Annotated in this window: 22 protein-coding genes; 15 read left to right on the top strand and 7 right to left on the bottom strand. The window is 72.3% G+C overall.

All coding sequences use genetic code 11. The features are described from left to right. The first annotated feature begins 126 nt into the window (after positions 1-126). The 3 genes from ACFY60_RS23975 (at position 127) to ACFY60_RS23965 (ending at position 3533) form a co-directional block, all read left to right on the top strand. Complete coding sequence (locus ACFY60_RS23975; protein ID WP_388614874.1) at positions 127-1170, top strand: Rv2578c family radical SAM protein; 1044 nt, start codon at positions 127-129, stop codon at positions 1168-1170. 81 nt (positions 1171-1251) lie between these two features. Continuing rightward, positions 1252-2961, top strand: coding sequence for an alpha/beta hydrolase (locus ACFY60_RS23970; protein ID WP_388614877.1), 1710 nt, complete (start codon positions 1252-1254; stop codon positions 2959-2961). Positions 2962-3080: 119 nt separating this feature from the next. Then, a complete protein-coding gene (locus ACFY60_RS23965; RefSeq protein WP_388614880.1) occupies positions 3081-3533 on the top strand; it encodes a RidA family protein in 453 nt (150 codons plus the stop codon). A gap of 19 nt (positions 3534-3552) precedes the next feature. Here ACFY60_RS23965 and ACFY60_RS23960 read toward each other — a convergent pair whose 3' ends face one another. After that, the gene (locus ACFY60_RS23960; RefSeq protein WP_388614883.1) at positions 3553-4149 is read right to left on the bottom strand and encodes a HEAT repeat domain-containing protein; all 597 of its coding nucleotides are present in this window, start codon (positions 4147-4149) and stop codon (positions 3553-3555) included. A 324-nt stretch (positions 4150-4473) separates the two neighbouring features. Here ACFY60_RS23960 and ACFY60_RS23955 point away from each other — a divergent pair, with 324 nt between their 5' ends. The 9 genes from ACFY60_RS23955 to pssA all read left to right on the top strand — a co-directional run bounded on the left by ACFY60_RS23955 (position 4474) and on the right by pssA (position 15362). Next, on the top strand, positions 4474-6255 hold the full coding sequence (locus ACFY60_RS23955) for a 3-hydroxyacyl-CoA dehydrogenase family protein (protein WP_388614886.1): 1782 nt from the start codon (positions 4474-4476) through the stop codon (positions 6253-6255). A gap of 112 nt (positions 6256-6367) precedes the next feature. Then, positions 6368-7192: a TetR family transcriptional regulator gene (locus ACFY60_RS23950; protein ID WP_388614889.1), complete on the top strand. Its 825-nt coding sequence runs from the start codon at positions 6368-6370 to the stop codon at positions 7190-7192. Between the two features lie 398 nt (positions 7193-7590). Next, complete coding sequence (gene ccrA, locus ACFY60_RS23945; RefSeq protein ID WP_388614892.1) at positions 7591-8928, top strand: crotonyl-CoA carboxylase/reductase; 1338 nt, start codon at positions 7591-7593, stop codon at positions 8926-8928. 10 nt (positions 8929-8938) lie between these two features. Next, on the top strand, positions 8939-10966 hold the full coding sequence (locus ACFY60_RS23940; protein ID WP_388614894.1) for a protein meaA: 2028 nt from the start codon (positions 8939-8941) through the stop codon (positions 10964-10966). Next, the gene (locus tag ACFY60_RS23935; RefSeq protein WP_388614897.1) at positions 10963-11937 is read left to right on the top strand and encodes an HpcH/HpaI aldolase/citrate lyase family protein; all 975 of its coding nucleotides are present in this window, start codon (positions 10963-10965) and stop codon (positions 11935-11937) included. Before ACFY60_RS23940 ends, ACFY60_RS23935 begins: the two co-directional genes overlap by 4 nt. A gap of 5 nt (positions 11938-11942) precedes the next feature. After that, positions 11943-12455 carry a MaoC family dehydratase gene (locus ACFY60_RS23930; protein ID WP_086824721.1) on the top strand — a complete coding sequence of 171 codons (513 nt, stop codon included), beginning with the start codon at positions 11943-11945 and terminating at the stop codon, positions 12453-12455. 3 nt (positions 12456-12458) lie between these two features. Then, on the top strand, positions 12459-13664 hold the full coding sequence (locus ACFY60_RS23925; protein ID WP_309049888.1) for an acyl-CoA dehydrogenase family protein: 1206 nt from the start codon (positions 12459-12461) through the stop codon (positions 13662-13664). A 170-nt stretch (positions 13665-13834) separates the two neighbouring features. Continuing rightward, a complete protein-coding gene (locus ACFY60_RS23920; RefSeq protein WP_388614901.1) occupies positions 13835-14491 on the top strand; it encodes a phosphatidylserine decarboxylase in 657 nt (218 codons plus the stop codon). Then, a complete protein-coding gene (pssA, locus tag ACFY60_RS23915; RefSeq protein WP_388615216.1) occupies positions 14484-15362 on the top strand; it encodes a CDP-diacylglycerol--serine O-phosphatidyltransferase in 879 nt (292 codons plus the stop codon). The genes ACFY60_RS23920 and pssA overlap by 8 nt, the downstream gene beginning before the upstream one ends. A gap of 71 nt (positions 15363-15433) precedes the next feature. Here pssA and ACFY60_RS23910 read toward each other — a convergent pair whose 3' ends face one another. Then, entirely contained in the window at positions 15434-16441 is a 1008-nt protein-coding gene (locus tag ACFY60_RS23910; protein WP_388614903.1) for a GNAT family N-acetyltransferase, read from the bottom strand. A gap of 58 nt (positions 16442-16499) precedes the next feature. Between ACFY60_RS23910 and ACFY60_RS23905 the strand changes: the two genes are divergently transcribed. Continuing rightward, the gene (locus ACFY60_RS23905) at positions 16500-17336 is read left to right on the top strand and encodes an NAD-dependent epimerase/dehydratase family protein (RefSeq protein WP_388614904.1); all 837 of its coding nucleotides are present in this window, start codon (positions 16500-16502) and stop codon (positions 17334-17336) included. A gap of 10 nt (positions 17337-17346) precedes the next feature. Here ACFY60_RS23905 and ACFY60_RS23900 read toward each other — a convergent pair whose 3' ends face one another. Genes ACFY60_RS23900 through ACFY60_RS23880 form a run of 5 tightly spaced genes read right to left on the bottom strand, consistent with a single transcriptional unit; the run spans position 17347 to position 22270 of the window. Beyond that, the gene (locus tag ACFY60_RS23900) at positions 17347-18615 is read right to left on the bottom strand and encodes an ABC transporter substrate-binding protein (RefSeq protein WP_388614907.1); all 1269 of its coding nucleotides are present in this window, start codon (positions 18613-18615) and stop codon (positions 17347-17349) included. Continuing rightward, on the bottom strand, positions 18612-19679 hold the full coding sequence (locus ACFY60_RS23895; protein WP_388614910.1) for a branched-chain amino acid ABC transporter permease: 1068 nt from the start codon (positions 19677-19679) through the stop codon (positions 18612-18614). The genes ACFY60_RS23900 and ACFY60_RS23895 overlap by 4 nt, the downstream gene beginning before the upstream one ends. Continuing rightward, positions 19672-20562 (bottom strand): branched-chain amino acid ABC transporter permease, encoded by an 891-nt coding sequence (locus ACFY60_RS23890; RefSeq protein ID WP_388614913.1) that lies wholly within the window; start codon positions 20560-20562, stop codon positions 19672-19674. Before ACFY60_RS23890 ends, ACFY60_RS23895 begins: the two co-directional genes overlap by 8 nt. Further along, entirely contained in the window at positions 20559-21416 is an 858-nt protein-coding gene (locus ACFY60_RS23885; protein WP_388614916.1) for an ABC transporter ATP-binding protein, read from the bottom strand. The genes ACFY60_RS23890 and ACFY60_RS23885 overlap by 4 nt, the downstream gene beginning before the upstream one ends. Then, positions 21413-22270, bottom strand: a complete 858-nt coding sequence (locus tag ACFY60_RS23880; protein ID WP_388614918.1) for an ABC transporter ATP-binding protein — start codon at positions 22268-22270, stop codon at positions 21413-21415. The genes ACFY60_RS23885 and ACFY60_RS23880 overlap by 4 nt, the downstream gene beginning before the upstream one ends. A 207-nt stretch (positions 22271-22477) precedes the next feature. Between ACFY60_RS23880 and ACFY60_RS23875 the strand changes: the two genes are divergently transcribed. Then, positions 22478-23677, top strand: coding sequence for a PucR family transcriptional regulator (locus tag ACFY60_RS23875; protein ID WP_388614921.1), 1200 nt, complete (start codon positions 22478-22480; stop codon positions 23675-23677). A gap of 95 nt (positions 23678-23772) precedes the next feature. After that, entirely contained in the window at positions 23773-24159 is a 387-nt protein-coding gene (locus ACFY60_RS23870) for a VOC family protein (protein ID WP_388614923.1), read from the top strand. Positions 24160-24222: the final 63 nt, after the last annotated feature.

Raw genomic sequence — 24222 nt, 5'->3', positions numbered from 1 at the left:
CGTGATTCCTCGGGGACCCCAGGGAACCACGTGGCCTGCGGGGCGCGAAATCCGGGTTGCGGCGATCAAGGGAACATGTGTTCTATTCTGAGCCCACGACCGGCCCGCACCCCCGAGGAGGCGTCCATGCGCTGGGACCACCTGGGCGACACCCCCGCCGCTCCCGCCGACACCGCCCTGTTCGGTACGGACGCGGTCACCACCCGTACGTTCGACACGCCCGAGTTCCGCGGCATCACCTTCCACGAGGTGCGGGCCCGCTCGATCCTCAACCGGGTGCCCGGGGCCTCCCGCATGCCGTTCGAATGGACGGTCAACCCGTACCGCGGGTGCAGTCACGCCTGTGTCTACTGCTTCGCCCGCAGGACGCACAGCTATCTCGACCTCGACACCGGTCTCGGCTTCGACTCGCAGATCGTGGTGAAGGTGAACGCCCCCGAGCTCCTCGTCCGGCAGCTCGCCTCGCCGCGCTGGCAGGGGGCGCACATCGCGATGGGCACCAACGTCGACTGCTACCAGCGGGCGGAAGGCCGGTACCGCCTGATGCCCGGCATCCTCACGGCCCTGCGCGACCGGGCCAACCCCTTCTCGATCCTCACCAAGGGCACCCTGATCCTGCGGGACCTGGACCTGCTGGTCGAGGCGGCCCGGGTCACCGAGGTCGGCGTCTCGGTCTCGGTCGGCTTCACCGACCAGGAGCTGTGGCGGACGATCGAGCCGGGCACCCCGTCTCCGCAGCGCCGGCTCGACGTGGTCCGCGCCCTCGGCGAGCACGGCATCGGCTGCGGGGTGCTCATGGCCCCCGTGGTGCCCTTCCTCGGTGACGGGCCCGAGCAGCTGCGGGAGACCGTCCGCGCCATCGCCGCGTCCGGCGCCACCTCCGTCACGCCCCTCGTGCTCCATCTGCGCCCCGGCGCGCGCGAGTGGTTCATGGAGTGGCTCGGCCGGCACCACCCCGGCCTCGTGCGGCGGTACGAGCGGATGTACGGGGACGGGGCCTACGCGCCGACCTGGTACCAGCGCCGGATCACCCGTCAGGTGCACGAGTACGCCGCCGAGTTCGGCATCGGGCCGGCGGGCCGGGGCGCGTCCCGGCGGATCTCCGGGCCGGAGAACCACCCTCCGGGGACGGCTCCGGCGCGGGCGCCCGAACAGCTGACACTGCTCTGAACCCCCGCCTTTCGCCCTCCTTTCGGGTCAACTCTCGGCCGGGCGGGTCCCGTCGCGGCCCGTGCGGGGCACGCACGCCCTATGACCTCACGCGCAGGAATGCTGATCGCCGCTGGAGCGATGGTCGCCGGGACGGTCACCGTCCTGCCCGCCTCCGCCGCCGGCCCCGCCGGGCCGGCCCCCCGGCCCGTGCCGCCGCTCGTCTGGACCGACTGCGGCACCAAGGCCTCTCCGAAGCTCCAGTGCGCCTCCCTGAAGGTGCCGCTGAACCACGACGACCCGGCGGGGCGGACCGTCACCCTCGCCCTGACCCGCGTCCCGCACACGGCGAAGACCTTCCAGGGGCCGCTCCTGGTCAACCCGGGTGGGCCCGGCGGCAGCGGACTCGGGATGGCCGGCCACGTCGCGTCCTCGCTGCCCCCGGAGGTCGCCGCCCAGTACGACGTGATCGGCTTCGATCCGCGCGGGGTCGGCCGGAGCGAGCCGGCGCTCGACTGCCGGCCCGGTCACTTCGCGCCCGTACGGCCCGACTCGGTGCCGCGCGGGGCGGCGGCCGAGCGGGCCTCGGTGGAACGGGCCCAGGAGTTCGCCGCGGCCTGCGGGAAGAAGCACGCCGACGTCCTGCCGTACATCGACACGGTCAGCACCGCCCGTGACCTGGACCGCATCCGGCACGCGCTGGGCGCCCCGGCCCTGAACTACCTCGGCTACTCGTACGGCAGCTATCTGGGCGCGGTCTACGCGCGGCTGTACCCGGACCGGGTGCGGCGGATGGCCCTCGACTCCGTGGTCGACCCGCGGGGCGTCTGGTACGAGGACAACCTCGCGCAGGACGTCGCCTTCGACTCCCGCCACAAGGCCTTCATGGCCTGGGTGGCCCGGCACGACGCGGTGTACCGGCTGGGCACCGACCCGGACGCGGTCGAGGCGGCCTGGTACCGGATGCGGGAGGACCTGGCCGCGCGCCCGGCCGGCGGAACGGTGGGCCCGGGCGAGCTGGAGGACACCTTCCTGCCGGGCGGGTACTACGACGGTTACTGGCCCCGGCTGGCGAGCGCCTTCTCCGCGTACGTCAACGACGGGGACACGGCGGCGCTCGTGGCGGCGTACGAACGGTACGGAAGGTCCGACGCCGCCGCCGACAACGGCTACTCCGTCTACACGAGCGTGCAGTGCCGGGACGCGGCCTGGCCGCGCGACTGGAGCGTGTGGCGCAAGGACAACTGGGACGTGCACGCCAAGGCACCGTTCTCCACCTGGAACAACGCCTGGTACAACGCTCCCTGCGCGTTCTGGCCGGTGGAGCCGCTCAGCCCGCCGGACGTCCGCAACGACGAGGTGCCGCCGGTCCTCATCCTCCAGGCGACGGACGACGCGGCGACCCCCTACGAGGGCGCCGCGGCCCTGCACCGGCTGATGCGCGGTTCGAGCCTGGTGGTGGAGGACGGCGGCGGGAACCACGGCGTGTCGCTCGCCGGCAACGCGTGCGTGGACCGCCACCTCGCCGCCTTCCTGGCCACGGGCGCGGTGCCGCGCGGCAAGGCCGGCGCGGAGGCGGACGCGGTCTGCGCGGCGCTGCCCGAACCCGAGGCCGCGTTCGTCCCCGCGACCGGCAGGACCCCGGGGAAGGCACCGGGGAAGCAGGCCCGGGGCGTGGTCCCGGAGCGGGCCGGCGCGGAAGCCCGGGGCACGGCGGTGCGCGGGGAGGCGGCCGGCGGGGCCGCGGGGACCGGCCGGGCCGGCGAGGCCGCCGGGGCCGCCCTCCACGCGCTCCTCGGCCACGTGCGCTGATCTCCCGGCCGGGCGGGGGCTCCCCCGCCCGGCCCGCACGCCGTGGTCTTCGCCACAGACGGTGCCCGCACCCCCTCGGGTGGCGGGCACTGTCGGTGGCGTGCGCGAGGATGTCCGGCATGACCAGTCACCTCACCCACGTCCCCGCACCCGAGGGCCTCGCCGCCAGCCCCCAGTACAGCCACGTCGTCTGGGGCACCGGCCGGTTCGTCGCGATATCGGGGCAGTGCGCCCTGGACGCGTCCGGGGCCGTGGTGGGCGAGGGGGACGCGGTGGCCCAGGCACGTCAGGTCTTCGCCAACCTGGAGCGCTGCCTGGCGGCGGCCGGTGCCGGTTTCGGGGACGTGGTGAAGCTGACCTATTACGTCACGGACGTGGCCCACCTTCCGGCGGTACGGGAGGCGCGGGACGCCCACTTCGCCGGGGCGCCGCTGCCGGCGAGTTCGGCCGTGCAGGTCTCCGCGCTCGTCCGGCCCGAACTGCTGGTGGAGATCGAGGCGTTCGCGCTGGTGCCGGAGGGCCCCGCCGCGGTGCCGGACGGGACGGGGGCGGAGCTCCGCCTGGTGCGCTGAGCCTCGCGCCCGGCCGTCCTCAGGGGGCGAGCCGGGCCAGGGACCGTTCGGCCTCGCGGCCGAGGCGGGGGTGCGGCAGGGCCGCCTCCAGGGCGGGGCGGGCCCGGGGGTCGCCGAGGGCGCCGAGGCCCTCGACGCAGGCGAGGCCGACCCGCCAGTGCGGGTCGTCGGGAGCGAGCCGCCGCCCGAGGACGGTGATCAGGGCGGGGACGGACTCGGGGGCGCGCAGCCCGGCGAGGAGCCGGACCGGCACCAGGGCGTAGGCGACGCGGAGTTCGTTGGTGGCGAGGGCGGCGGCCGCGCGGGCGGTGCGCGGGTCGCCGAGCCGGACGAGGGCGTGGGCGGCGGTCACGCAGCGCTCGGGGTCCCGGTGGTTGAGGAAGAGGATCAGCGACTCGAAGGCGCGCCGGTCCCCGGAGAGCCCGAGGGTGACGGCGGCGATCTCGCGGGCCCAGAGGGGTTCGCCGGGGGCGGTGAGGACGCGGTGGAGTTCTTCGCAATCGCGGGCGGCGGCGAGTTCCGCGAATGCCGGCGGGAGTTCTCCGGAGTCGTTCTCGATCTCGTCGCGCAATCGATCGATCATCGAGCAGAATTCCGGATCCTCGGCGATTTCCATGAATGCGAGCCTATCCGCGATCCAGATCACACTTTCTCAACTTCCCAGGACTGGCGCGCTCGTTACCGGCCGGTTAGTCTCAGGTGAGCGGGGCACCCCCCGCGCTTCCCACATCGGCCTGGTGACGCAGCCGTGGTGGGAGGTTCCGTGCCGCGAGGTGCGGGACTGTTCGTCGGTTCGGCAGTTTCGACGTGACTCCGGGACAGAGTCCGTCGCTTTTCACCAGGGCCCCGCCCCCGTTCTCCGGGCGCTGCCCGTGTGCTTTTTGCGCCCTTTCGCGCGCCACTGCCTTCAGTCGTCACTCTTCCTCCCTGGAGTCCCCTGATGGACACCCCTCTCTCCACCATCGCCGTCGTCGGTCTCGGCACCATGGGCTCGGGCATCGCCGACGTCCTCGCCCGGGCCGGCCGCGAGGTCATCGGCATCGACATCAGTGACACCGCCGCCGCCCGTGCCGTCGCCGCCCTGGAGGCGTCCACGGCCCGCGCGGTGGCCCGCGAGCGGATCACGGAGGAGGAGCGGCAGGACGTCCTGGCCCGCTTCCGTACCTTCTCCGACCTCCAGGCGGCGGCCGGGGCGGACCTCGTGATCGAGGTCGTGCCGGAGTCGTACGAGACGAAGCTGGAGGTCGTCCGGGCCCTGGACGGCATCGTCCGGCCGGACGCGATCGTGGCCACCGGCACCAACGCGCTGTCGGTGACCCGCCTCGCCGCCGACTCGGCCCACCCGGAGCGGGTGATCGGCCTGCACTTCTTCACCCCGGTCCAGGCGATGAAGCTGGTCGAGGTGGTCTCGTCGGTCCTGACCGACCCCCGGGCCGTCGAGGCCGTCACCCGGCTCGCCGAGGACCTCGGCAAGGAGCCGGTCGCCGTGGGCGACCGGGCCGGTTTCATCGCGGACGGGCTGCTGTTCGGCTACCTCAACCAGGCGGCCGCCATGTACGAGGCGAAGTACGCCTCCCGCGAGGACATCGACGCGGCCATGAAGCTCGGCTGCGGCCTGCCGATGGGCCCGCTGGAGCTGCTCGACCTGGTCGGCATCGACACGGCCCGTACCGTCCTGGAGGCCATGTACGCCTCCTCGCACGACCGGCTGCACGCCCCGGCGCCCATTCTCCGGCAGCTCTCCGAGGCCGGTCTGACCGGCCGCAAGGCGGGACGCGGCTTCTACTCGTACGCGGCGCCGGGCTCGTCCGAGGTGGTGCCCGACGCGCTCACCCCGGTGGCCTCCGGCGCCGGCGCGGCCGGCCGCGAGGTCCGCACGGTGGGCGTGGCCGGCTCGGGCACCATGGCCTCCGGGATCGCCGAGGTCTTCGCCAAGGCCGGGTACGGAGTCGTCCTCGCGGCCCGTTCCCCGGAGAAGGCGGAGTCCGCCAAGGCGCGGATCGCGAAGTCCCTGGCCCGCTCGGTCGACAAGGGCAGGATGTCGGCCGGCGACCGGGACGAGACGTTGGCCCGCATCACCCCGGCGGGTTCGCTCGACGCCTTCGCCGAGGTCGACCTCGCCGTCGAGGCCGTCGCCGAGGACCTCGGGGTCAAGCAGGAGCTGTTCGGGCGGCTCGACAAGATCTGCAAGCCGGGCGCGGTGCTGGCCACCACGACCTCCTCGCTGCCGGTCGTGGCCTGCGCGCGGGCCACCTCCCGTCCGCAGGACGTCATCGGGATGCACTTCTTCAACCCGGCCCCGGCGATGAAGCTGGTCGAGATCGTCCGGACCGTCCTGACCTCCGACGAGGTCCACGCGACCGTCCGCGAGGTCACCGCGAAGATCCGCAAGCACCCGGTGGACTGCGGCGACCGGGCCGGTTTCATCGTGAACGCGCTGCTGTTCCCGTACCTGAACAACGCGGTCAAGATGGTCCAGGACCACTACGCCACCCTGGACGACATCGACGCCGCGATGAAGCTCGGCGGCGGGTACCCGATGGGTCCGTTCGAGCTGCTCGACGTGGTCGGCCTGGACGTGTCGCTGGCGATCGAGCGGGTGCTGCACCGCGAGTTCCGTGAGCCGGGCCTCGCCCCGGCCCCGCTCCTGGAGCACCTGGTGGCCGCCGGCTGCCTGGGCCGCAAGACCGGGCGCGGCTTCCGCGAATATGCCCGACGCTGAGGCGTACGGGCACTGGGGAGGGCTGCTGAGCCCCCCGGGCACCACCGGTGCTCCGGGGGGTTCCCCGCCCCCACCTGGGCACACGGCCCGTCCGATGCAGTACGTTCGGGACATGTCCAAGGCCGCGAAGTCACCCCGTGCCACCTCCCCGTCCGACGCTCAGGAGAGCGCGGCGGGCACCCGCGCCGCCACCCAGCGGCTCAAGATGCGCCGGGAGCTCGCGGCCGCGGCGATGGAACTCTTCGCCACGAAGGGGTACGAGGCCACCACGGTCGACGAGATCGCGGCGGCGGCCGGGGTGGCCCGCCGGACCTTCTTCCGCCACTTCCGTTCCAAGGAGGAGGCGATCTTCCCCGACCACGACGACACGCTGGTGCGGGCGGAGGCGGTCCTGAACGCGGCGCCGCCGCACGAGCACCCGCTCGACACCGTGTGCCGGGGCATCAAGGAAGTCATGAAGATGTACGCCGGCTCTCCGGCGGTCTCCGTGGAGCGCTACCGGCTCACCCGCGAGGTGCCGACGCTGCGGGAGCGGGAGATCGCCTCGGTGGCCCGCTACGAGCGGCTGTTCACGCGCTATCTGCTGGGGCACTTCGACGAGCGCGACCACCACGACGGGAACGACGACCCGCTGCTGGCGGAGGTGGCCGCCTCGGCGGTGGTCACGGCCCACAACCACGTGCTGCGGCGCTGGCTGCGGGCGGGCGGCCAGGGGGACGTGGAGGCGCAGCTCGACCACGCCTTCGCGATCGTGCGCGAGACCTTCGGCAGCGGCATAGGCGCGGGCCGGCCGGCCCCGTCCTCCGCGCAGAACGAACCGCAGGCCCCGGCGGCGCGCGCCTCGGCCAGGGGTGACGTGGTCGTCGCCGTGGCCCGTACGGACGCCCCGCTCGACGAGGTCATGCGCACCATCCAGGACGCCCTCGGCAAGGGCTGAACACCGCTCCACGACGTGGGCCGCACCCGGTTTCCGGGTGCGGCCCACGTCGTATATGCGCAGCTCAGGGCGATTTTCGATCGATCATCGCTCATCGGTGACCGGCGGATCGCATCTGAGTGAAATTGTTGGCACGCAGTGCCTTGCCACGTGACACGGCGTGCCATACGTTGATGTTGTCCGGGCGGCCGGCGCGCAGAGATCACCTCGTGCGCCGGCTGTCCCCACCGGCCCCCGGGCCCGTGCGCCCGGACGCCTGCGTCACAGGCACCCTCGCGCTCCACACCAGCGCCGCCACACCGCACCACCCAGCCGAACCGACGGCACACCTCCATCGCAGCACCCTCGTCGTAACCCCTCAGGCGTCCTCCCCCGGACGCTCACCGCCGGAGGCAACCGTGAAGGAAATCCTGGACGCGATCCAGTCGCCGGACTCCACGTCCGCCGATTTCGCGAACATCAAGCTCCCCGAGTCGTACCGGGGCGTGACCGTCCACAAGGACGAGGCGGAGATGTTCGCCGGCCTCGCCAGTCGGGACAAGGACCCCCGCAAGTCGCTCCACCTCGACGACGTCCCGCTCCCCGAGCTCGGCCCGGGTGAGGCGCTCGTCGCCGTCATGGCCAGCTCCGTGAACTACAACTCGGTCTGGACCTCGATCTTCGAGCCGGTCTCGACCTTCGGCTTCCTGGAGCGCTACGGCCGGCTCTCCGAGCTCACCAAGCGCCACGACCTGCCGTACCACGTCATCGGCTCCGACCTCGCGGGCGTCGTCCTGCGCACGGGCCCCGGCGTCAACTCCTGGAAGCCCGGTGACGAGGTCGTCGCGCACTGCCTCTCCGTCGAGCTGGAGTCCTCGGACGGCCACAACGACACGATGCTCGACCCCGAGCAGCGCATCTGGGGCTTCGAGACCAACTTCGGCGGCCTCGCCGAGATCGCGCTCGTCAAGTCCAACCAGCTGATGCCGAAGCCCGACCACCTGAGCTGGGAGGAGGCGGCGGCGCCCGGTCTGGTCAACTCCACCGCCTACCGCCAGCTGGTCTCCCGCAACGGCGCCGGCATGAAGCAGGGCGACAACGTCCTCATCTGGGGCGCGAGCGGCGGCCTCGGCTCGTACGCCACCCAGTTCGCCCTGGCCGGCGGCGCCAACCCGATCTGTGTCGTCTCCTCCCCCGAGAAGGCCGACATCTGCCGGTCCATGGGCGCCGAGGCGGTCATCGACCGCAACGCCGAGGGCTACAAGTTCTGGAAGGACGAGAACACCCAGGACCCGCGCGAGTGGAAGCGGTTCGGTTCCAAGATCCGCGAGCTGACCGGAGGCGAGGACATCGACATCGTCTTCGAGCACCCGGGCCGCGAGACCTTCGGCGCCTCCGTGTACGTCACCCGCAAGGGCGGCACCATCACCACCTGCGCCTCGACCTCGGGCTACATGCACCAGTACGACAACCGCTACCTGTGGATGTCGCTCAAGCGGATCATCGGCTCGCACTTCGCCAACTACCGCGAGGCGTGGGAGGCCAACCGCCTGATCGCCAAGGGCAAGATCCATCCGACCCTCTCCAAGGTCTACTCCCTGGAGGAGACCGGCCAGGCCGCCTACGACGTGCACCGCAACCTGCACCAGGGCAAGGTCGGCGTCCTCGCGCTCGCCCCGGAGGAGGGCCTCGGCGTGCGGAACGAGGAACTGCGGGCCCAGCACATCGACGCCATCAACCGCTTCCGGAACATCTGAGGTCACGTAGATGACTGAGCGCCAGAAGGACCGGCCGTGGCTCATGCGGACGTACGCCGGTCACTCGACCGCCGAGGCGTCCAACGAGCTGTACCGGCGCAATCTGGAGAAGGGCCAGACCGGACTGTCGGTCGCCTTCGACCTGCCGACGCAGACGGGCTACGACCCCGACCACATCCTCGCCCGCGGCGAGGTCGGCCGGGTCGGCGTCCCCGTCTCGCACCTCGGTGACATGCGCCGGCTGTTCCAGGACATCCCCCTGGAGCAGATGAACACCTCGATGACCATCAACGCCACCGCCATGTGGCTGCTGGCGCTCTATCAGGTGGTCGCCGAGGAGCAGGGTGCGGACATCACCAGGCTCCAGGGCACCACCCAGAACGACATCGTCAAGGAGTACCTGTCCCGGGGGACGCACGTCTTCCCGCCGGGACCCTCGCTCCGCCTGACGACGGACATGATCGTGTACACGGTCAACCACATCCCCAAGTGGAACCCGATCAACATCTGCAGCTACCACCTGCAGGAGGCGGGAGCCACCCCGGTCCAGGAGATCGCCTACGCGATGTCCACCGCGATCGCCGTGCTCGACGCGGTCTTCGCCTCCGGGCAGATCCCCGAGGAGCGCAAGGGCGACGTCGTCGCCCGCATCTCGTTCTTCGTCAACGCGGGTGTCCGGTTCATCGAGGAGATGTGCAAGATGCGCGCCTTCGGCCGCATCTGGGACCGCATCACCCGCGAGCGGTACGGCATCGAGGACCCCAAGCAGCGCCGGTTCCGCTACGGCGTCCAGGTGAACTCCCTCGGCCTGACCGAGGCGCAGCCGGAGAACAACGTCCAGCGGATCGTCCTGGAGATGCTGGCCGTCACCCTCTCCAAGGACGCCCGCGCCCGCGCCGTGCAGCTCCCGGCCTGGAACGAGGCTTTGGGCCTCCCCCGGCCCTGGGACCAGCAGTGGTCGCTGCGCATCCAGCAGGTGCTCGCCCACGAGTCCGACCTGCTGGAGTACGACGACATCTTCGCCGGTTCGCACGTCATCGAGGCCAAGGTGGACTCCCTGGTCGAGGAGTGCATGGCCGAGATCGACCGGATCCAGGAGATGGGCGGCGCGATGGCGGCCGTCGAGTCCGGCTACCTCAAGTCGCAGCTGGTCTCCTCGCACGCCGAGCGGCGGGCCCGGATCGAGGCCGGCGAGGAGAAGATCGTCGGTGTGAACATCTTCCGGTCGACGGAGCCCAACCCGCTCACCGCCGACCTGGACACGGCGATCATGACGGTCGACCCGGCGGTCGAGGCCCGGGTCGTCGCCTCCCTCGGGGAGTGGCGCGACAACCGCTACCAGCCGCCGTTCAACCACCCTCGGCCCTGCAAGGCGCTGGAGCGCCTGAAGGAGGCGGCGCGGGGCACCGAGAACCTCATGGAGGCCACCCTGGAGTGCGCCCGCGCCGGGGTGACCACCGGCGAGTGGGCCGGGGCCCTGCGCGAGGTCTTCGGCGAGTACCGGGCACCCACCGGCGTCTCCTCCGCCCCGGTCGCGGTGACGGCCGAGGAGGGCACCCCGCTGGCCCTGGTGCGCGAGAAGGTGGCGCGGACCGCCGGGGACCTCGGGGCCGGGCGGCTGCGGCTGCTCGTCGGCAAGCCGGGGCTCGACGGACACTCCAACGGGGCCGAGCAGATCGCGGTGCGCGCGCGGGACGCCGGCTTCGAGGTGGTCTACCAGGGGATCCGGCTGACGCCCGAGCAGATCGTGAGCGCCGCCCTGGCGGAGGACGTGCACTGCGTCGGGCTGTCGATCCTGTCCGGTTCGCACGCCGAGCTGGTCCCGGACGTCCTCGACCGCCTCCGGGAGGCCGGCGCGCCGGACATCCCGGTCATCGTCGGCGGCATCATCCCCAACAGCGACGCCGACGACCTGAAGCGGGCGGGTGTGGCCGCCGTCTTCACGCCGAAGGACTTCGGCATCACGGAGATCATCGGCCGTATCGTCGACGAGATCCGGAAAGCGAACAAGCTCGATCCCCTGGAGGTCCCCGCATGACCAGCAGTCTCTCCCCCGTGAACCGGCTGCGCCCCCGCCGTTCCTGTCTCGCGGTCCCCGGCTCCAACCCGCGCTTCCTGGAGAAGGCCCAGGGCCTGGCCGCCGACCAGGTCTTCCTCGACCTGGAGGACGCCTGCGCCCCGCTGGCCAAGCCCGAGGCGCGCCACACCATCGTGAAGTTCCTCAACGAGGGCGACTGGACCGGCAAGACGCGGGTGGTCCGGGTCAACGACTGGACGACCCACTGGACGTACCGCGACGTGGTGACCGTCGTCGAGGGCGCCGGCCAGAACCTCGACTGCATCATGCTGCCGAAGGTCCAGGACGCCCAGCAGATCGTGGCGCTCGACCTGCTGCTCACCCAGATCGAGAAGACGATGGGCTTCGAGGTCGGCAAGATCGGCATCGAGGCGCAGATCGAGAACGCGCAGGGCCTGAACAACGTCAACGCCATCGCGCAGGCCTCGCAGCGGGTGGAGACGATCATCTTCGGCCCGGCCGACTTCATGGCCTCCATCAACATGAAGTCCCTGGTCGTCGGCGAGCAGCCGCCCGGCTACCCGGCGGACGCCTACCACCACATCCTGATGAGCATCCTGATGGCCGCCCGGGCCAACAACCTCCAGGCGATCGACGGCCCCTACCTCCAGATCCGCAACCAGGAGGGCTACCGGGCCGTGGCCCGGCGCGCCGCCGCCCTGGGCTTCGACGGCAAGTGGGTGCTCCACCCGGACCAGGTCGCCGCCGCGAACGAGATCTTCTCGCCCTCGCAGGAGGACTACGACCACGCCGAGCTGATCCTCGACGCGTACGACTACTACACCTCCGAAGCGGGCGGCAAGAAGGGCTCCGCGATGCTCGGCGACGAGATGATCGACGAGGCCTCCCGCAAGATGGCCCTGGTCATCTCCGGCAAGGGCCGTGCCGCCGGCATGCAGCGCACCAGCAAGTTCGAGATCCCGGAGGCCTGAGCCCCATGCAGTTCGGACGTACCTACGAGGAGTTCGAGGTCGGTGCTGTCTACAAGCACTGGCCGGGGAAGACGGTCACCGAGTACGACGACCACCTCTTCTGCCTGCTGACGATGAACCACCATCCGCTGCACATGGACGTGAACTACGCGGAGAACACGACCGACTTCAAGCGGAACGTCGTCGTCGGCAACTACATCTACTCGCTGCTGCTCGGCATGTCCGTGCCGGACGTCTCGGGCAAGGCCATCGCCAACCTGGAGATCGAGTCGCTGCGTCACGTGGCGCCGACCTTCCACGGCGACACCATCTACGGCGAGACCACGGTCCTGGACAAGACGCCCTCGAAGTCCAAGTCCGACCGCGGGATCGTGTACGTGGAGACCAAGGGCTACAAGCAGGACGGCACCCTGGTGTGCGTCTTCCGCCGCAAGGTCATGGTTCCGACCGCCGAGTACATCGACGCGCGCGGCGGCGAGCAGCCCGGCCGCCCCGAGCTCAAGGAACAGGGGAAGTAAGTCATGGCGCGACTCGCCCAGACCCACGGTCTGACCGACGTGCAGCAGGAGATCCTCTCCACCGTCCGGGACTTCGTCGACAAGGAGATCATCCCGGTCGCGACGGAGCTGGAGCACCGCGACGAGTACCCGCAGCAGATCGTCGACGGGCTCAAGGAGCTCGGTGTCTTCGGTCTGATGATCCCCGAGGAGTACGGGGGCCTCGGCGAGTCGCTGCTCACCTACGCGCTGTGCGTGGAGGAGATCGCCCGCGGCTGGATGTCGGTCTCCGGCATCATCAACACCCACTTCATCGTCGCGTACATGCTGAAGCAGCACGGCACCCAGGAGCAGAAGGACCACTTCCTTCCGCGGATGGCGGCCGGCGAGGTGCGGGGCGCGTTCTCGATGTCGGAGCCGGGGCTCGGCTCGGACGTGTCGGCCATCACGTCGAAGGCGGTCAAGGACGGCGACGAGTACGTCCTGAACGGTCAGAAGATGTGGCTGACGAACGGCGGGACGTCCACGCTGGTCGCCGTTCTGGTCCGGAGTGACGAAGGACACCCGGAGGGCACCGCCCCCCACAAGTCGATGACGACCTTCCTCGTGGAGAAGGAGCCGGGCTTCGGCGAGGTCCGCCCGGGCCTGACCATCCCCGGGAAGATCGACAAGATGGGGTACAAGGGGGTCGACACCACCGAGCTCATCATGGATGGGCTGCGTATTCCGGCCAATCGTGTACTGGGCGGGGTCACCGGCCGGGGCTTCTATCAGATGATGGACGGGGTCGAGGTCGGCCGCGTGAATGTGGCGGCGCGTGGCTGTGGCGTCGCTCAGCGTGCGTTCGAGCTGGGCGTTCAGTACGCACAGCAGCGCCAGACCTTCGGCAAGCCGATCGCGCAGCACCAGGCGATCCAGTTCAAACTGGCCGAAATGGCTACCAAGGTCGAGGCCGCGCATGCCATGATGGTGAACGCAGCTCGCAAAAAGGACTCCGGGGAGCGAAACGACCTCGAGGCAGGGATGGCGAAGTACCTCGCCTCCGAGTACTGCAAAGAGGTCGTGGAGGACGCCTTCCGCATTCACGGCGGTTACGGCTTCTCGAAGGAGTACGAGATCGAGCGTCTCTACCGTGAGGCGCCGATGCTGCTCATCGGTGAAGGTACCGCCGAGATCCAGAAAATGATCATTGGTCGTCGGCTCCTCGAGGAGTACCGGTTCCAGGGCTGAATGTCGCTTTTGAGTCGGTTCGGCCGCGAAGAAGATCACACCCTGTGTTCGTCTTCCGGCCGCCGACTCTGTTCCTGGCTTGCCCAGTTGCGCCCCGCAACCGATAGCATCGCCGGAAAGCCGCCGTCCCCCCGTTGCCCGCGCGGCATCATCCGCTACGAAGGTCATCCATGCCCCACAGCCAAACCTCTGCACACCGCGACAGCCTCACGGGCGTACGCCTCGCGCGCGGAGCATCGCCGTGGCTCCTGCCGACCGTCGCCACCGCGGCGCTCAGCCTCGTGCGCGCGCGCAAGTCGAGGCGTGCCGCGGCCATCGCCGTGCCGACCACCGCTCTCGCGGCCGGCATGCTGTGGTTCTTCCGCGACCCCGAGCGCGAGATCGCGCAGGGCAGGGTCATCTCCCCCGCCGACGGTGTGGTGCAGAGCATCATGCCGTGGAAGGACGGACGGACCCGGGTCGCCATCTTCATGAGCCCGCTGAACGTCCATGTCAACCGCGCGCCGCTGTCCGGCACGGTGACGTCCGTGGAGCACGTCCCCGGCGGTTTCGTGCCGGCGTTCAACAAGGAGAGCGAGAACAACGAGCGCGTTGTCTGGCACTTCGACACCGAGCTCGGCGACATCGAGATGGTGCAGATCGCGGGAGCCGTGGCCCGGCGCATCGTGCCGTACGTCCCGCAGGGGACGAAGGTCGAGCAGGGTGACCGGATCGGTCTGATCCGCTTCGGCTCGCGGGTCGACATCTACCTCCCGGAGGGTGTCGAGGTCGCCGTCGAGGTCGGCCAGACCACGACCGCGGGGGTGACTCGCATTGACCGTGATTGATCCCGACACACGCGCCGCCGAGTGGGTGGCCGACGCCGAGGCGGCGGAGGCCGAAGAGGCCGAGGAGATGCCGTTGTCGCTGAGGCTGTCCATAGCGGACGCCCTCACGCTCGGTAACGCCACCTGCGGCTTCATGGCGGTCTACTTCACGACGACCGGCATCCTGATCCCGCACCTCACCGGCAGCGGTGTCGAGACCGGCATGGCGCGGCACTCCGCCGCGACCGCCGTGATCCTGATGCTCTGCGCGGCGGTCTTCGACCTCTTCGACGGGCTCGTGGCACGCAAGCTGCGCAGCTCGCCGATGGGCGCCGAGCTCGACAACCTGTCGGACCTGATCAGCTTCGGTCTGGCCCCGGCGTACTTCGTGCTCGTGTACGGCATGGTCGCGGACGACGCGCACCAGAAGGTCTCGGCGGTGGCCGCGATCGTGGTGCTGCTGGCGGTCGTGCTCCGGCTCGCGCGGTTCTCGTGCGTGACGATGAAGGACGGCATGTTCCAGGGCATGCCGAGCCCCTTCGGCGCGCTGACGGTGGTCTCCATCGTCCTGCTCGAGCTGCCGTTCATCCCGACCCTGCTGGCGATCATCGGCACGGCGTGGCTGATGGTGAGCCGGGTCGAGTACCCGAAGCCGCGGGGTGTCCTCGCGGTGGCGATGCTCAGCTGGATCGTGGGCGCCATGGCGCTCCTGGCCGCCTGGGCGTTCGACGCCCCCGGCGGGGCGTTCCTGCTGCAGGCCGGCTGCGCCCTCCAGGTGGTGCTGGGCGCCGTGATCCCCCTCTTCGCGACGGCCCGCAGGGTGAACACCATCCGCGACAACCGGCGTGAGAGCCGGGAGGCGCGGCAGGCGGAGGCCGCACAGCTGCCGTAGCGCGGCACAGGCGTGACGAAGGGCCCCGGGAGGCGAGAAGCCTCCCGGGGCCCTTGCGCGTGCCGGGCCCGTCAGGTCAGCCGCTTGTGGAAGAGGGTGGTGGGGCGCAGGACCCCGGCGGGGTCGGCGGCGTAGTCGGGGATCGTGCCGGTCTCCGTCCAGCCCGCGCTCCGGTAGAGCCGTTCGGCGGGGCTGCCGGACTGGGTGTCCAGAACCAGCAGGGTGAGGCCGGTGGCGGCGGCGTGTGCCTCCGCGGCGGCCAGCAGACGGCGTCCGAGGCCCCGGCCGCGTGCGGCGCGGTGGACCAGGAGCCGGGCGATCTCGCCGCGGTGCCGGCCGTTGGCGGTGGTGGTACGGGCCAGGGTGACGGCGCCGGTCAGGTCCCCGTCCCCGTCGTGGGCCGCCCAGACGTCCCGTACGCCCCCCGCCGTCTCCTCGGCGGCGCGGGACCACCAGGCGGCCGCCTCGTCGGGGTCCAGGGGCGCCAGGAACCCGACGGAGGCGCCGCCGTCGACGGCGTCCACGAGGAGCGCGGCGAGTCCGGCGGTGCGGGCCCGGACCCCGTCCGGGGTGAGCCGCTCGATCCGGTCCTCCGGCGCGAGCCGCTTCTCCAGGCAGATCAGTCCCGGCCTGGGGTCCCAGGAGGGGACGGTCGTGAAGCCGAGGGTCTCGTACAGGGCGAGCGGTTCCTCGCGCCAGTCCCAGACGGTGAGGCGGACGGCGTCGGCGCCGGAGGCGGCGGCCCGGCGCAGCGCCTCGTCCATCAGGGCCCGGGCGAGACCTTTGCGGCGGGCGCCCGGGGCGACCCAGAGCCGTTTGATCTCGGGCGGCCGGCCGTCCCGGGGGGCCTTGAGGACGACGCAGCCGCCGGGGGCGTCGTCGCCGGCCGGGGTGGCGAGCAGGACCGTGTCCGCCGCGAAGGCGGCCGCCGGGTCCTCGGCCTCCGTGCGGTAGACGGGCGGCAGCCCGGCGACCGTGGTGACGCACGTGCCCTTCTCCGCCTCACTGGCCAGGTGGTAGGCGGCCAGCAGGCCCGGGAGGTGCGGGTGGGAGCGGTTCTCCTCGATCGTCGTGTTCATGCCCCCGAGGATCACACCGCGTTGTTACCGGGAGATGACGATCTTTAGGCTGGGCCCCATGAGGATCTTGGTCGCGGGCGCCACGGGCGCCGTGGGGCGCGCGCTCGTGCCCCGGCTGGAGGCAGCGGGTCACGAGGTCGTTCCGGTGGCCCGGCGTGGGACGCGGCCGGTGGACGTCCTGGACGCGGCGGCGGTCCGGCGGGCGGTCGCCCGGGCGGCACCGGACGTGGTGGTGCATCAGCTGACCGGCCTGGCCGGGGCGGACGGGGCCGCCAACAACCGGATACGGGTCGAGGGCACCCGGAATCTGGTGGACGCGGCGCTCGCGGCCGGGGTGCGCCGGATCGTGGCCCAGTCGATCGCCTGGGCGTACGCGCCGGGTGAGGACCCCGCCGACGAGTCGGTGCCGCTGGACCCGACGGAGGAGCTGCCCCGTGCCCGGGTCGTCGCCGGGGTGCGGGCCCTCGAGTCGGCCGTCGCCGAGGTCCCGGAGGCGGTGGTGCTGCGTTACGGGGTGCTGTACGGGCCGGGCACCTGGTACGCGCCGGGCGGCGCGGTAGCGGCGGCGCTCGCCGGGGACCGGGAGGCCCGGTTCCTGGGCGGTACGGCGGCCGACGGGTCGGTGACCTCCTTCCTGCACGTGGCCGACGCCGCCGGGGCGGCCGTCCGGGCGCTGGCATGGCCCCCGGGGGCGTACAACGTGGTCGACGACGAGCCGGCCGCCGGGCACGACTGGGTGCCGGTCCTGGCGGGGGCGCTCGGAGTGCCGGCACCGGAGCGGTCCGGAGGCCGCGCGCCCTGGGCCCGGGGTGCCCGCAACGACCGGGCGCGGGAGCTCGGGTGGACTCCGGAACGCCCGTCCTGGCGGACGGGCTTCGCGGACCAGGGGGTCTGAGAGGGGGCGGTCAGGGGGTGTAGGCGCGGGCGGCCTCCGAGACGAAGGGCTGCCGGACGGCGCGCATGCCGCCGGGGACGGCCGGGTCGGGCTGGATGATCACGGACTCCCGGGAGGACGGGGCCTTGGGGTCGGTGAAGTCGTGCTCGATGCCGAATCCGGCGTCGTGGTCCTTCAGGGTCAGCAGGGCCTTCCCGATGCCGTCCCGGGTCAGGTCCTTCGCCGCGCAGGCCTTCTTCAGGGCCTCGCCGAAGACGCTCGCGGCGGTCCAGCCGGCGACCACGCCGTTGTCGAGCCCCTCCTTGGGGTGGGCGGCCCGGTAGTCGGCGGCGAGTTTCCTCGCGACCGGGGTGTCTGCGCCGATGGGCAGGCTCGGCGTGGCGAACCAGTACATCGACCGCAGGGCGGGCCCGGCCTGGGTGCCGAGGAGCTGGGGGGCGAAGGCGGAGTTGTTGCCGACGACCGGGACGCGCAGGCCGGTCGCTGCGGCGACGCCGACGAGAGAGGCGGCCTGGCGGGGTCCGGCGCTGATGACGACGGCCTTCACCCCGGCCTGCTTGAGCGCCGCGACCTGCGCCGACATGTCGTTGTCGGTGGGCTTGATCTTCTGTTCGACGACGGTGAGACCGGCCTTCCCCGCGGCGAACTTGGCGCCCTTGAGGGCGTTCTCGCCGTAGTCGCCCTCGAAGTAGACGTGCCCGAGCCGGTCCCCCGCCTTCAGGCCCTTCTCGGTGACCAGGAAGTCGACGGCGTTGATCGTCTCGACGTCGTAGGTGGCGCCGATGGTGCGGATGGACGGCGAGCCCAGGAGCGAGGCCGACCAGGCCTGCGGCAGGATGACCGCGCGGTCCATGGTGTCGACGCGCGGCTTGACGGCGGCGACGAAGGGCGAGCCGATGAACTGGGCGTAACCGGCGACCTTCGGCTCCAGTTCGGTGTAGGCGGCGAGCGCCTTCTGCGGGTCGTAGCCGTGGTCGCGGACGGCGAGCTGAAGCTGCCGGCCGCAGATACCGCCGGAGGCGTTGACCTGCTTCACGTACAGCTGCTGGGCCTGGGTGACGCTCTTGCCGAGCGTCGCGTACACGCCGGTCATGTCGGTGAGCGCGCCGACCGTGATGGTGGTGTCGGTGACGCCCTCGCCGGTCCTCACCCCTCCCGCGCCGGTCCGCTTCCCGTCGTCGGTCTTCGCCTTGGAGCTGCAGCCGCTCGCGGCGGTGAGGGCGATCAGTGCGGTGAGCGCGGCGGCAAGGCCGCGCACGGCCGGTCGTCTGTGGTTCATCGTGCCTCCCCTGAGGGTTCGGTGGACTTCCGGGCGGCGAGCCGGACCAGGCCCCCGGGCAGAAAGAGCACCACCGCGACGACGGCGGCGCCGTACAGATAGCGGGCGGCCTCCCCGGGTGCGATCCCGCCCGTCCCGGGGGCGGAGACCAGGGGGAGGGCGTCGCTGTACCGGTTGAGGAGCTGCGGCAGCAGGGAGACGAAGACGCCTCCGGCGACCGCGCCGGCGACCGACCCCAGACCGCCGATGACGATCATGGCCAGGTATTCGAGGGAGAGCGCCATGCCGAAGTACTCGGGCACGGTGCGCTGGAAGACGAGGGCGAGCAGGACGCCGGCGAGGCCCGCGTACATGGAGGAGAGGACGAAGACGGCGGCGCGGTGGCGGGCGACGGGGATGCCGAGGACGCCGGCGGCGATCCGGTGGTCGCGGATGGCGTTCATGGCGCGCCCGGGGCGGCCGCGGAGCACGCCGCGGGCGAAGAGGACGCCGCCGAGGAGCAGGGCGAGTCCGAGGTACCAGAGCTTCTCGACCGCGCCGAACGGGATCTGGGCGACGAGGAGCTCGGTGTCGTCGAAGGTGAGGCCGAAGAGGGAGAGCGGGGGGACGGCCCGGCCGTTGTAGCCGCCGGTGAGGTCGTGGGCGTTGAAGAGGACGTGCTGCCCGATGAAGATCAGGGCGAGGGTCGCGATGCCCAGGTAGGCGCCGTGCAGCCGGCCGGCGATGGGGCTGAAGACGCCGCCGGCGAGGCCCGCGAGGGCGACGGCGAGGACGGCGGCGAGCCAGCCGGGCAGGCCGAGGCCGGCGAGACCGTCGGCGCCGTCCCCGGCGAGGGCGCAGTAGCCGTAGGCGCCGACGGCGAGGAAGAAGGCGTGGCCCATGGAGAGCTGGCCGGTGGCGCCGGTGAGGAGGTTGATGCCGACGGCGCCGAGGGCGGCGGCCATGGCGAAGAGTCCGGCCTGGAGCCAGAACCGGTCCAGGTAGAAGGGCAGGGCGAGGAGGACGAGGACGGCGGCGGCCCCCGCGTACACCTTCGCCGGGAGGTTGCGGAGGCGGTCAGACACGGGCGAGCTCCTTCGTGCCGAGCAGTCCGGCGGGGCGGATCAGCAGCACCACGACCATCACGAGGTACGGGGCGAGGTCACCGATGCCCCTGCCGAGGAAGGCCAGGTCGCTCTGGTAGCCGGTGGCGAGGGACTCGGTGACGCCGACGAGGAGGCCGCCGACGAGCGCGCCGGTGGTGGAGTCGAGGCCGCCGAGGATGGCGGCGGGGAAGGCCTTGAGGGCGGCGAGCGCGGTGCCCCGTTCCAGGCCGGGGGTGGGGAAGACGGTGAGGAAGAGGGCGGCGACGGCGGCGAGCGCCCCGGCCACGGCCCAGGCGCCGAGCGAGACCCGGCCGAGGCGGATGCCCATGAGGGCGGCGGTCTCCTGGTTCTCGGCGGCGGCCCGCATGGCGACGCCCCAGGCGGTGTACCGGAAGGCGAGGAGGAAGGCGGTGATGAGCAGGGCGGCGGCGAGGAGCGCGGCGATGCGGGTCTGGGCGACGGTGACCGGCCCGAGGGTGACGACGCCGTCGCCCCAGGGGTCGCCGAGGGCGAGGATGTCGGTGCCGATCCGGCGGGTGAGCTCGGTGGCGAGGAGGATGTCGACGCCGATCGTGACGATGGCGAGGACGCTGTGGTCGCCGCCCCGGTGACGGCGCATGACGAGGAACTCGACGGCCGCGCCGACGAGGGCCGCGCCCGCGACGCCGGCGAGGAGCGCGAACCAGAAGCCGAGGTCGTCGTGGAGGACGGCGGTGACGTAGCCGCCCGCCAGGAGCAGCGAGGCGTGGGCGAAGTTGACGACCTCGGTGGCGCGGAAGATGACCACGAAGCCGAGGGCGATGAGGGCGTAGATCGAGCCCAGCGAGACGCCGTTGATCAGGAATTCGGCGAAGGTGCTCACGCGGCGGTCTCCTCTCCGAGGTAGGCGCGGACGACCGCCGGGTCGTTCTGGACGTCGGCGGGGGACCCGTCGGCGATGCGGCGGCCGAAGTCGAGGACGGTGACGGAGTCGGCGAGCCGCATCACCAGACCCATGTCGTGCTCCACGAGCAGCACCGAGATGCCGAGGCTGTCGCGGGCGCCGGCGATGACGGCGGCGGTACGGAGGCGTTCGTCGGCGGTCATGCCGGCGACGGGTTCGTCCAGGAGCAGCAGCTTCGGTTCCATGCAGAGCGCGCGGGCGAGTTCGGCGAGTTTCTGCTGTCCGTACGGGAGCGATCCGGCGGGCCGGTCCAGTCGGCCGGTCAGGCCGACGAAGGCGGCGATCTCGCGGACCCGGGCGCGGTGCCGGGCCTCCTCCCGGACGGCGGAGGGCAGGCGGAGCCCGGCGGCGAGGAAGCCGGTGCGGGTGAGGCGGTGGCGGCCGAGCATCAGGCTGTCCTCGACGGTGGCCCGTGGCGGCAGGGCCAGGTTCTGGAAGATCCGGCCCACGCCGAGGCCGGCGATGCGGTGCGGGGGCAGGCCGGTCAGCTCGTGCGGGCCCAGCCGTACGGAGCCGGCGGTGGCCCGGTAGACGCCGGACAGCACGTTGAAGCAGGTGGACTTGCCGGCGCCATTGGGGCCGATGAGGGCGTGGACGGTGCCGGGGCGGACGGTGAAGCCGACGTCGTCGAGGGCGGTGAGTCCGGCGAAGCGGACGGTGACGCCCTCGACGACGAGGGCGGGGACGCCGGGCGCCTGATGGCCGGGGGCCTCGTGGCCCGGGGCCCGAGCGGGGTCCTCGTGGCCGGGGGCCGGCGGTGGGGTGGTGCTCATCGGGTCTCCTGGCGGCGGTCGCGGGGGCGGGGGCCGGGGTCGGCGGGGTCCCAGCGGGACAGGGCCGGGTGCTCGGTGCGGGCGCGGGCCGCGTCGGCGGCGGCGTCCTCGTCGACCACGCCCAGGTAGCGGCGGCGGACCTCGTCGGACGCGGCGAGTTCGGCGGCCGGCCCCGCGAGGGTGACCTCGCCGACCTCTAGGACGTAGGCGCGGGAGGCCAGCCGCAGGGCGAGTGCCGCGTTCTGCTCGACCAGGAGGACCGCCGTGCCCTGGCCGTTGATCTCCCGGATCGCGTCCGCGATCCGGGCGGCCATCAGCGGGGCCAGCCCGAGCGACGGTTCGTCGAGCAGCAGCAGCTCCGGCCGGGCCATGAGCGCGCGGCCGACCGCGAGCATCTGCTGCTCGCCGCCGGAGAGCAGTCCGGCCTGCTGCCGGGCGCGGTCGGCGAGGACGGGGAAGAGGGCGTGGACCCGCCGCAGGGCCGCGGCCCGCGCGGCCCGGTCGGCGCGGCGGCCGAGCGCACCGGCCCGCAGGTTGTCCTCGACCGTCATGCGGGCGAAGACCTGTCGGCCCTCGGGCACCTGGGAGACGCCCGCGGCCACCACCCGGTCGGGCGGGAGCCCGTCGAGCGGGCGGCCGCCGCAGCTCACCGTGCCGGAGACCACGGCGCCGCCGTGGAACCGCAGGGTGCGCGAGACCGCCCGCAGCAGTGTGCTCTTCCCGGCCCCGTTGCCGCCGAGGACCGTGACGACGGCCCCGGCGGGCACGGTCAGCGACACCCGGCGCAGCGCGTGCACGGGTCCGTATCCCGCCGTGAGGTCCGTGACCTGGAGGGCGGGTTCGGTGCCTTGCATGGTTCCCCTTTCCCCGGCCGTCCTGTCGCTGGGCGATTCCCGGCCGCTTCGGTGGCGCTCACCCCAGCACCGGCCCGGACCGCCCGTCCACGTCCGGCGGCCGAAACGCTGCCGGTGACCAGCGGGCGCGCCGACGCGCTGTGCACCGGCACAACGCTGCGCGTCAGGGGCGTGCGGAGAGGGCCGGGGCGGTGGCATCCTCCGGGCATGGGACGGCGCAGACGGCGGACCGGCGACGACTGGAAGGTGCTCGCGCAGGCGTGCACGGAGCTTCTGGAGCGGGTGCCTGAACTGGTGGACGAGCACCTGAGGGAGCTGCACGCGTACGAGCCCGCCTACGGGCGGATCCTCCCGTACGACCGGCACTGGCAGGAGGCGCACGAGGCGATGCGGATCGGGATCGAGATGATCTCGGCGCCGCGGAACTCCCCCCGGCGCGACCTGGAGCACGCGGAGGAGATGGGCCGCCGACGGGCCGAGCAGGGCATGCCGCTGGAGCTGGTGGTGCATGCCTACCGGCACGCCGGCCATCTGGTGTGGGACGCGCTGATCGAGGGCGCGGGCGCGGACGCGGCGCGGCTCGCGGCGCTGATGCAGTCGGCGACGACGGTGTGGTCGGCGGTGGACGCGCAGGCGGACACCGCGTCGGAGGCGTACCGGGCGACCGAGGCGGAGCTGCGGCGGCGCACCGACGAGCAGTTGCAGGCGCTTCTGGACGCCCTGCTGCAGGGCCAGCGTTCCCCGGAGGTGGTCTCACGGGCGGCGGCCGGCCTGGACCTGCCGGAGCAGGGGCGGTACGCGGTGGTGGTGCTGCGCTACGACCGGCGGGAGGAGCGGGAGCCGTTCCACCGGCAGGTGCAGGGGGACGGAGTGCGGTTCCTGTGGCGGATGCGGGCCGACTGCGAGCTGGGCGTCGTGGCGTTCGCGGACGGTACGGGGCTGGACGCGCTGTCGGAGCTGCTCGACGGGCGGTGCCCGGGGCCGGGCGGGATCAGCCCGGTGGTGGACGGGCTGACCGAGCTGGGCCGGGCCCGGCGGCTGGCCGAGCTGGCGCTGCGGAGCTGTCCGCCCGGCAGCCGCGAGGTGGTCCGCCTGGACCGCCGGATGGCGGGGGCGCTGGTGGTGGGTCAGCCGGAGATGGCCCAGCTGCTGGTCGCGGAGGTGCTGGGCGGGCTGCTCGAACTGGACCCGGCCGACCGGGCGGTGCTGCTGGAGACGCTGGACGCGTGGCTGGACTGCGAGGGGTCGGCGGGGCGGGCGGCGGGGCGGCTGTACTGCCACCGGAACACGGTCTTCAACCGCCTGCGGCGCCTGGAGCAGCTGACGTCGAGATCGCTGTCCCGGCCGCGGGACCTGACGGAGATGACGCTGGCGCTGGACGCGTTCCGCCTGACGGCGCAGGGCTGATCGGGGCCGCCCGCGGAGCCGGCCCTTGACCGCCGGGCGCGCGGTGACCATGATCACCGGGTCCTGTCGTGATCCCTTCCCGAGGTGACATGCCCATGCGCGTCAAGGCCTTCGACCATCTGGTGCTCAATGTGACCGACGTCGAGCGTTCGCTCGCGTTCTACACCGGCCCCCTGGGCCTCGCGCCCGAGCGGGTGGAGGAATGGCGGGCCGGCACGGTGCCGTTCCCGTCGGTGCGCATCGACGACAGCACGGTCATCGATCTGTTCTCCCGCCCGCGCGGGGAGTCCAACGTGGACCACATCTGTCTGGTGGTGGACCCCCTGGACTGGCAGGAGGTCATCGGCTCCGGCACCTTCGACGTGGTCGAGGGCCCCGTCCCGCGCTGGGGTGCCCGCGGCTCGGCGCAGTCGGTGTACGTGAAGGACCCGGACGGCAACACGGTGGAACTGCGCTGGTACCCGCAGGACGCGGAGGCGTAGCGGCCGCGCCGCCGGTCCGCACCCGTGCCCGCGGCGGGCGGCGCGTACGGACCGGCGGGGCGC

Origin of the sequence: Streptomyces sp. NPDC012827, assembly GCF_042900905.1 — a bacterium.
Taxonomy (GTDB): Bacteria; Actinomycetota; Actinomycetes; order Streptomycetales; family Streptomycetaceae; genus Streptomyces; species Streptomyces gulbargensis.
This window is presented reverse-complemented; position numbering and strand designations above follow the sequence as displayed.